The organism is Metabacillus herbersteinensis, from assembly GCF_042433335.1.
GTDB classification, from domain to species: domain Bacteria; phylum Bacillota; class Bacilli; order Bacillales; family Bacillaceae; genus Metabacillus; species Metabacillus herbersteinensis.
In genome coordinates this window covers 1-7,746 of the sequence record NZ_JBHLVO010000059.1, presented here as the reverse complement: position 1 = coordinate 7,746, position 7,746 = coordinate 1, and the positions used below count along the sequence as shown (strand labels likewise).

The window sequence follows — 7,746 nt, the reverse complement described above, 5'->3', positions numbered from 1 at the left end:
TGACGTTCAATGACTGTAATATCAAAGTCGTCCTTTAGAGCATAAGCTAGATGCAGTCCGGCTACGCCACTACCAATAATACAGAGTCTCTTTTTCATCAATCTCACTCCCTTTTTAGAAAATTTGGCATTCACCAAACGATTTGGGTGAATGCCTTAGTTACATTATATGTACTAGGCCTGTGAAATTTTTTTCTAACATTTTCCTCTAAATGTAACTACTATTTATTTTATTGTAGGTTAATTTTCATGTAAATGGTTCTTTAGTGACAGGGTTCGTATTATAGATTGACCTTTCGATTTGCCCTCTTTTCGACTTGCGGAGTCTCTTCACATCATATAAATGTTACCAAAACTCCAACACTTTTAATCCTAATTCAAATTTGATATTCTGGGTTAATTGAATCGTATAAGGTAATTTATTTAAATTGTCTGCCATCAAAGCTATGTCAGCCGTTTCTAAAGCTGTACTTTATTGACTCGTAAAATGGGCGGTGAAGAACTGGATATAGTACCATGTATTGACGTAATCAGTGTTTTCCTGAATGAAATGACTCGTTTGAAGGATTATGCAAAGAGTTTAAATATCAAGATTGCTGATCCCACACCACGCTTGGACCAACTCTTTAAAGATACATTAGAAGAAGTTTGGAAACTAAAAAAATGTTATATGGAACCACAGAAACTGTCTACGGGAAAGGGCACTTAACTCCTTCTTTTTCTTGTCTAAAAGTAACTGACGCATTTTAAACATGGTAGAGGAACAGAGTAATGTGCTATTCAGTTGCCCATACAAGTGACACTTTAAGCGTTCCCGATAAGAAGGATTTTTTAGTTTTTTTCATAATCTATCCAACTATTGATCTTGCCCTAATAAACTTGTAGTTTGCACAAAAACACTTTGATTAATTACATCGTTACATCGTTTGCCAGCCTCTTCTTATAAACAATTTTGGAAATAGAGACACTCAATTCGTAAAGGAGCAGTAAAGGAACAATGACCAGAATATCCGAGATAAAATCAGGAGGAGTAATTAGGATTGACACGACAATGAGGACAAAATAGGAGAGTTTTCTCATCTTAGCCAACCTCATCGGATTGAGAATTCCTAGTCTCGTTAAAAACATCACTACCAACGGCATCTCAAAAAGAAAGCCGAATGGTAAACTTAAGTGAATCATAAACCTGAAATATTTATCTGCTGTAAACATCGTTTCAAACTGCCCCTCGGAAATATTCATTAAAAATCCTAATACAATTGGAAACAATATAAAATATCCAAAGCAGATCCCGATAATAAACAAAATGAATAATCCCGGGATAAAACTTAAAGTGACTTTTCTCTCGTCTTTTGTCAGAGCAGGAGCTATAAATCTCCATGTCTGATATGCAGCTACAGGAATAGTAGCCGCTATAGCAAATACACCAGAGATAATCATATACACCCATAAAATATCACTTGGCCCTAGTACGGCCAATTTTCCATCAAGATCTCTAATTAACCAATTATAAATATCTTGGACAAAAATAAACGCCCCAACGAAAAAGATAATAAACGCTAACAAGGCTTTGATAATTCGTTGGCGAAGTTCCTCCAAATGTGCTATTAAATATGGATCTTTGTTTTCCATGATGGACGCCTCCAGTTATCAAAAAAGAAATAGACGAGTTGCCCCGCCTACATATTCATTATGAAACTATCGACTTATCCTTTTTCTTTTCGATAGCCGTTAATTCAGGTTGTTTCACTTCCTCATTAATATCATCTGATATTAATCCCTTTGTCGCACTCTTGAATTCAGATAAAGTACGTCCAAAAGCTCGTCCGATATCAGGTAATTTAGAAGGTCCAAAGATTACGAGTGCAATGATAAGAATTAAAATTAATCCTGGAACACCGATATTTTGAATCATAATTATTCTACCTCCATCATGTAATCTTAAAAATCAGCCAAATTATTTGTAGGCTACCTCTGCTTCAATCTCAATTAACCAATCTGAATTTACTAAACTTTCAACACCTACAGTAGAACGTGCAGTCTTATTTGGATTCTCCTTTGTATTAAAGAACTTTGCATATGCATTAAACCATCCTTGATAGTCCTGTTTATCTCCTTTCTTAGGATCTGGAGTAAGGTACACTCTTAAATATGTTATATCTGACATAGAAAGTCCTTTTGCTTCAAGATCAGCTTTAAAAGTCTTTAGAATTCCAATAGCTTGAGTTTCTGTGTCACCATATCTTTCATAAAGAGTTTTTCCATCTTTGTTTAATAATGGCGGTACTGTTCCACTAAACGATAAACGATTATAATTGTGTGGTACAGCAACTGAACTTGAAATAGAAGATGTTGGAGCACCGAAAAAAGTTATTTTATTTATTTTCAATGCCTTACTTTCACTACCTGCGGAAACAATAGAGAATCCGGCAATTAAACTTGTCCCAAGTACAGTAGTTATAACTAACGATTTAATTGTTTTATGCATTGTTTCATCTCCTCCTAAATTTGAATCATTGATATTAATTATCGTAATAAGATTCGTTTATCCTACTTTAGAAGTAACATTACTTTCTTTTAATACTTCTTCATGGATTCTATTAACTGCAATTCTTGCTGACTCAAATGCCCCTGCCATCCATCCAGTTAAATAACTAAGATGTTCACCAGCGAGATGAATTCTACCTTGTGGCTCATTTAAAATAGGATAGTAGTTCTTACGATCAGATGCGGAGTATTCAGCCCATCCACCTTGATTATATTTAATTTTATGCCAAGCAACCGAGAAAGCACTTTCGAATTCTTTGGCAAACTGAGGATGTATTTTTCTACCTTGAGATAAAGCACGAGTTTGTCTCTGTGAAAGTGAGAGGTTTCCATAATCTATTGCATTTTGACCAAAATTATAATAGCCAACTAAAACTCCTTTTTGAGATAAAAAGTCATTGGAAGGATACCAAATTTGTGAAATATCCATATTCGTTGTTGTAATTCCACCAAGAATACGATCATCTTGCTCCCAGAATCTATTTTTAAACTGAAGACCAATTTTTCCAGTAGTTGCATAATTTATACTTTTAATAGCATTATTCATTTGTGTTGTAAAATCGGCTGGAATATTTTTTAATACAGGAAGTGGAATTGTACAAATACAAAAGTCACCTGTTATTTCTTTTGTTTTACCATTATTTTTTGTTTTGTATACAATCCTAACACCATCAGCTGATTGTCTAATTTCTTGAACTTCAGCTCCAAAAGTTATTTTTCCTGGTAACTTACTTTCAAGAGCTTTTGGGATTTGATCCATCCCTCCTACAGGCTGGAACATCATCGGTTGTTGCTGAAAACTATAATCTCCACTTATACTATTCATCATCCCTGATTGAAGAAGTTCCTTAAATGCAAATGGTGTCTCTAAAGTACCAGGCTGATGACCTGCACCAGGTAATTCCATATATCCACGGCGACTTGAACCTTTATATGTATAATCTAAAGATAAATCCCCTTCACCTTTAAGATAGGCAGTTAATCTTGTAATATCTTCCTTTGAAAGTTGAAGATCTAGTGCTGATTTATCAGCAACTTTTGCTAACAGTTCCGATATATAGCCTCGAGTATCAGCTTTTATAGCACCTTTTCTAATTTTTTGACTTGATAGTGGACCAGAATTTTCTTGATAATGGTATGAGAAATCATTTGAATTAGCGAACACTTCAAGTTCAACACCAAGTTCTTTACAATAATCAAGAGTTACATGATGCTGTGGAATACGTGCAGGACCCGCATTCATATATAGTCCTTTATCAAATTTTGATGTTTGTTTTACACCACTAATTTCTGTTTCTTCAGTACTTTTTCTTATTGTCCAGTTTCGACCGCCAGTACGATCTCTTGCTTCTAGTAATTTACAATCATAACCAGCTTTACCTAATTCATAAGCTGCTGACATACCAGCAATACCTGCTCCTAAAATAATAACTTTTTTTCCATTTTTATTAGCCATTGTTAAATCGCTTTTTTTAGGACTATTAAATTCCTTCGCACTTGCCATTAACGGCTTACCTAATAAACCCAAAGATTCCATTGCGCCCCAAACTGCAACTGCTCCTCCCACTTTTCCAACTTGATCTAGAAAATCTCTTCTAGTCATACCTTTTTCTTTGCTACTTGTCATTTTTCCTTACACCTCCCTGAATTAATTTTAATAGTATTACATTTTTTAAAATATTTTCATATATATGTAAGGTGTTCTTACATGAATTTTATATTTGGTGTAACAAATCACAGAACTAGTCTCTATGTATAGACTTGGATTTGTAACAGGGATTGGAATCTAACAGACTATCAGAAGCCATGGTTTTTAAGACAAAATAAAAAGAAGTGATTTCCACCTCTTTTTTTGTGCGTTTATGTATCATAACTTTTATCAAAATCAAACCATTATAAACGTAGGTTTTTAACTGATAATAATCAGTATTATGTTAACTGCTAATTGAGAATAAAAATTCAATGGTGTAATGAAAAGCCACAAAAGGCAATAGCAGAAACAAAGAATAACTTTTTTAACGGAAAATAGTTGAAGAAAATTGAATATCATCGTAAATTTTTTTGATGGTGGTTCATATGTTTGACTATATTGAAAGCACAATTCTTTTTAAAGAAACGCGCCCTATTCTTGAATAACGAAAGTATAAAATTTTAAAAGAATACTTTACTAAAGCCACATGTGTAAATTCTTAAGCTAACCTGCCCCGTTAATTGAAGAAGATCCCAAAGTATCAGATGAATGCTTTATAAAAACCTAGTTCACATAACGTCTCATTATAGGCAATAAAAATGATCTTCGATAAGAAGATCATTTTATACTGCTAAATTAACTAAGAACTCTATAGTTTAAAAATTAATACAGTAACTCCTTTAAATTCCGAATCTTGAATTTCTAATGTTTTACGGATAGCTTGAGCTTCAGACAGAAGAGTTTTCAGGATTGAACTTTTTCCGAATAAAAGCGATGCAAAGAAGCATTATCGGCACGATTATTTGCAATGGTACATGGAAATAAAGAAAATAATTATATCCCAATCCAATTTCTAAATGTTCAACAAAATCAGTTGCAATTAATAGTGATAAGGGGGTAATAATACAACCCAGAGCAAGTAGTATCGATTTAGAATGATTTAGCTTGAATAATTGGTAGATTGCAATGGATGCACCAAATGTCCAACTTCCAACCTTAAAAAATACTCCTGCTACCATCATTAATATAATCAATACATCAAAACGTTCAAGAAAATCCGCAATAGAAACCATGCGGGTAGCTGTTAGAAGAGGAAAGAAATCCTTACCGTAAATTTCGGGTCCTAAAACAGATAAGACAATGATTGAATTAATTGCAAGCAATACTCCCCCAACTAAAATTACGAACATGCCTATTTTTCTTATATTCCGTTTACTGTTTAAAAAAGGGAAAAACATCATGATGATAAATGTTTCTCCAAATGGGAAGTTTATTCCACCAGGATAAACCTCTTTCAAAATTGGCTTAACACCGTTTCCTAATACAGGGGTAAGGTTTTTAAGATTGAATGATTCAATACTAAATAATAGAATCCAAATCACAATCAGTGACATAATGTAAATTGGAAAGACCATTTCCCCCATTCGTCCAAAAGTCTCAATTCCACCCCGAAGACAGTAAATCATTAACACCATAAAACTTCCAATCACAACAACGGTTGGGGTATCAACCAAAATTGTTGTTGTAATCAGTTCTCCTAAATCTCGACAACCTCTTGCAGCAGCATAGATAAAATAAAAAATATAAACCATGATTAAAGGATAAGAAAGATATTTTCCCATAATTTTAGGTATCATTGAAACAAATGTATCATCTGGATAATAGACTGATAATTGCGTAAAAACACCCATTAAAATCAGCCCGTTTAACATTCCAAGCACAATAACCAACCATGCATCTTGCTTAGCTTCTGCACCAAATCCAAAAAGCATTGTTGTTCCTAACTCGAATCCAGCTATTACATAGAAAAGTTGAAGAGCACTTATTTTTTGCTGTTTCATTATTGTCTCCTAAGCATGAAAAAGCTTTTGATTATTCCAAGTCAAACGGAATTTTATTTTTGTTTATTATTACCAAGTGCGAACACGTTATGCAAGTTGAACAAGATCCAAAGTTCACATGAATACTTTATACAAATCTAGTTCACATAACATCTACTTATAAACAGGTAAAAAAGGATCTTCGAATCGAAGATCCCTTTGATAATGCTAATTCAATTAAAACCATCCATTCAATAAAGAGGTAATTTATCTGATATTTATCAAAGTTTTGATTGGGTCCATTCGCATTGTATGGGGTGCCTTATGAAACAATTTGTTTTGGTTATATCTCTTATCGCTACTTTCGTTTATTTAAGATATAGAGAATGGAGTGTTAAATTTAGTACAGGTCTGAATTTTTTTTTATAAATATAATACCCTCTTGTCCATCGTCACTACCGTCATTTAATAATTCGATGTTCGGATTTAGATTATGAATTTCTTCTGCCAGTTTTACTACTAATGCCTGTGTTAAACCTCTTCCATTATTCATTGTCTTTCTAAGACTGACCCATGACTGTCCGTTCGGAAGCTCTCCACCGGCAATCATCCCTACAATCAGTCCGTCAATTTCAGCAACAAGAATAATCTGGTTAAGTCGAGTGTGATACTTCAAGATTTGACGATACTCTATTTTATCGCTAATATAAAAATATTTTTCCTTGGCGGTTTTAAGCCAATGATTATATAAATGAATTAATTTATCATAATCATTGGTTGTATAATACCTTATAGTTATGTCAGGAAATCGCCTATAAAGGCTATTAATCGCTTCTCTTACATAAGCGAAATCTTTTCCAGACAAAGAAATGAGTTTTTCAATGCTATAATGTCGTTCTAAGACGTTAATCCCCTTAGTTCGGTGATATGAAAATGTGAAGTATTTGTCAAATAAAGGTGAGTTTTTCAAAAAAATAAATTGTGCCTCGTTAAGAATGTCGACCTTAGTATGTGAATGTGACTGATCATTCCATTTATAGCAAAACGACATGCATTTATATAAAATATTTACAACGTGATCAGGATCTCCTTCACCAAAAGGAACACATTTTAAACTAATTTTAACTTTGCTTTTTGAAAAACGGAATGTTACAAGCATATTTTCTACAATAGTCCAGAGTATTGTTTGATAAGAGGAGGAGGCCCATAAATTTGGAAAAGTTGTGGACCATTCATTAGGTATGCTCGATTTACTTATATAATTAGTATAGATATTCATGTCATCTATACATAACTTTTTAAATTTCCAATCGCTATTTATTTCTAATTTTTTGATTATATCCACACTTTTCTCCCTCCTTTTTAAAAGATGTCAGAAAATTACTCTTAATAAAATATTTAAAATTTGAAGTAATGGAATAATATACCATACTAAATGAGAAACTAAGAATATTAATAAGACAAAGTTAACTTCCATACAGGTTACTTAATAAATACTATATTCTTATTTGGTTTGATAAGGGACGGTTTTAACTTAATGTGCATGTATGCGATATACGTTCTTAGTTCACATACCATCTAATTATCGGTATTGAAAAAGAATCTTCGATTGGAAGATCCTTTTTTGCTGCTTGTTATTAAATTTACTCAATTACATCAAACCATAATGGAGACTTATCTTTTGGGCCAC

General features: G+C 33.0%; 8 protein-coding genes. 1 reads left to right on the top strand and 7 read right to left on the bottom strand.

The window, feature by feature from the left end:
• The coding region (locus ACFFIX_RS27220) for an NAD(P)-binding protein (protein ID WP_378939732.1) at positions 1 to 98 on the bottom strand (98 nt) is incomplete at its 3' end.
• Positions 99 to 486: 388 nt separating this feature from the next.
• Between ACFFIX_RS27220 and ACFFIX_RS27215 the strand changes: the two genes are divergently transcribed.
• Positions 487 to 708, top strand: a complete 222-nt coding sequence (locus tag ACFFIX_RS27215; RefSeq protein WP_378939730.1) for a hypothetical protein — start codon at positions 487 to 489, stop codon at positions 706 to 708.
• Positions 709 to 908: 200 nt separating this feature from the next.
• On the opposite strand, the gene tatC is transcribed toward ACFFIX_RS27215, so the two are convergent.
• The 6 genes from tatC to ACFFIX_RS27185 all read right to left on the bottom strand — a co-directional run bounded on the left by tatC (position 909) and on the right by ACFFIX_RS27185 (position 7,401).
• On the bottom strand, positions 909 to 1,631 hold the full coding sequence (gene tatC / locus ACFFIX_RS27210; protein WP_378939728.1) for a twin-arginine translocase subunit TatC: 723 nt from the start codon (positions 1,629 to 1,631) through the stop codon (positions 909 to 911).
• Positions 1,632 to 1,689: 58 nt separating this feature from the next.
• Positions 1,690 to 1,914: a twin-arginine translocase TatA/TatE family subunit gene (tatA, locus tag ACFFIX_RS27205; RefSeq protein WP_378939726.1), complete on the bottom strand. Its 225-nt coding sequence runs from the start codon at positions 1,912 to 1,914 to the stop codon at positions 1,690 to 1,692.
• Positions 1,915 to 1,956: 42 nt separating this feature from the next.
• The gene (locus tag ACFFIX_RS27200; RefSeq protein WP_378939724.1) at positions 1,957 to 2,487 is read right to left on the bottom strand and encodes a RidA family protein; all 531 of its coding nucleotides are present in this window, start codon (positions 2,485 to 2,487) and stop codon (positions 1,957 to 1,959) included.
• Positions 2,488 to 2,544: 57 nt separating this feature from the next.
• A complete protein-coding gene (locus ACFFIX_RS27195; protein WP_378939722.1) occupies positions 2,545 to 4,173 on the bottom strand; it encodes a flavin monoamine oxidase family protein in 1,629 nt (542 codons plus the stop codon).
• Between the two features lie 791 nt (positions 4,174 to 4,964).
• Entirely contained in the window at positions 4,965 to 6,077 is a 1,113-nt protein-coding gene (locus tag ACFFIX_RS27190) for a GerAB/ArcD/ProY family transporter (protein ID WP_378939720.1), read from the bottom strand.
• Positions 6,078 to 6,456: 379 nt separating this feature from the next.
• Positions 6,457 to 7,401 (bottom strand): phosphatidylglycerol lysyltransferase domain-containing protein, encoded by a 945-nt coding sequence (locus ACFFIX_RS27185; RefSeq protein ID WP_378939718.1) that lies wholly within the window; start codon positions 7,399 to 7,401, stop codon positions 6,457 to 6,459.
• Between the last annotated feature and the right edge of the window lie 345 nt (positions 7,402 to 7,746).

What these genes read in the sequence shown, in the direction of transcription:
- tatC (WP_378939728.1), bottom strand. Translation starts at nt 1,631, where the DNA reads ATGGAAAACAAAGATCCATATTTAATAGCACATTTGGAGGAACTTCGC.
- ACFFIX_RS27200 (WP_378939724.1), bottom strand. Translation starts at nt 2,487, where the DNA reads ATGCATAAAACAATTAAATCGTTAGTTATAACTACTGTACTTGGGACA.
- ACFFIX_RS27195 (WP_378939722.1), bottom strand. Translation starts at nt 4,173, where the DNA reads ATGACAAGTAGCAAAGAAAAAGGTATGACTAGAAGAGATTTTCTAGAT.
- ACFFIX_RS27190 (WP_378939720.1), bottom strand. Translation starts at nt 6,077, where the DNA reads ATGAAACAGCAAAAAATAAGTGCTCTTCAACTTTTCTATGTAATAGCT.
- tatA (WP_378939726.1), bottom strand. Translation starts at nt 1,914, where the DNA reads ATGATTCAAAATATCGGTGTTCCAGGATTAATTTTAATTCTTATCATT.
- ACFFIX_RS27215 (WP_378939730.1), top strand. Translation starts at nt 487, where the DNA reads ATGGGCGGTGAAGAACTGGATATAGTACCATGTATTGACGTAATCAGT.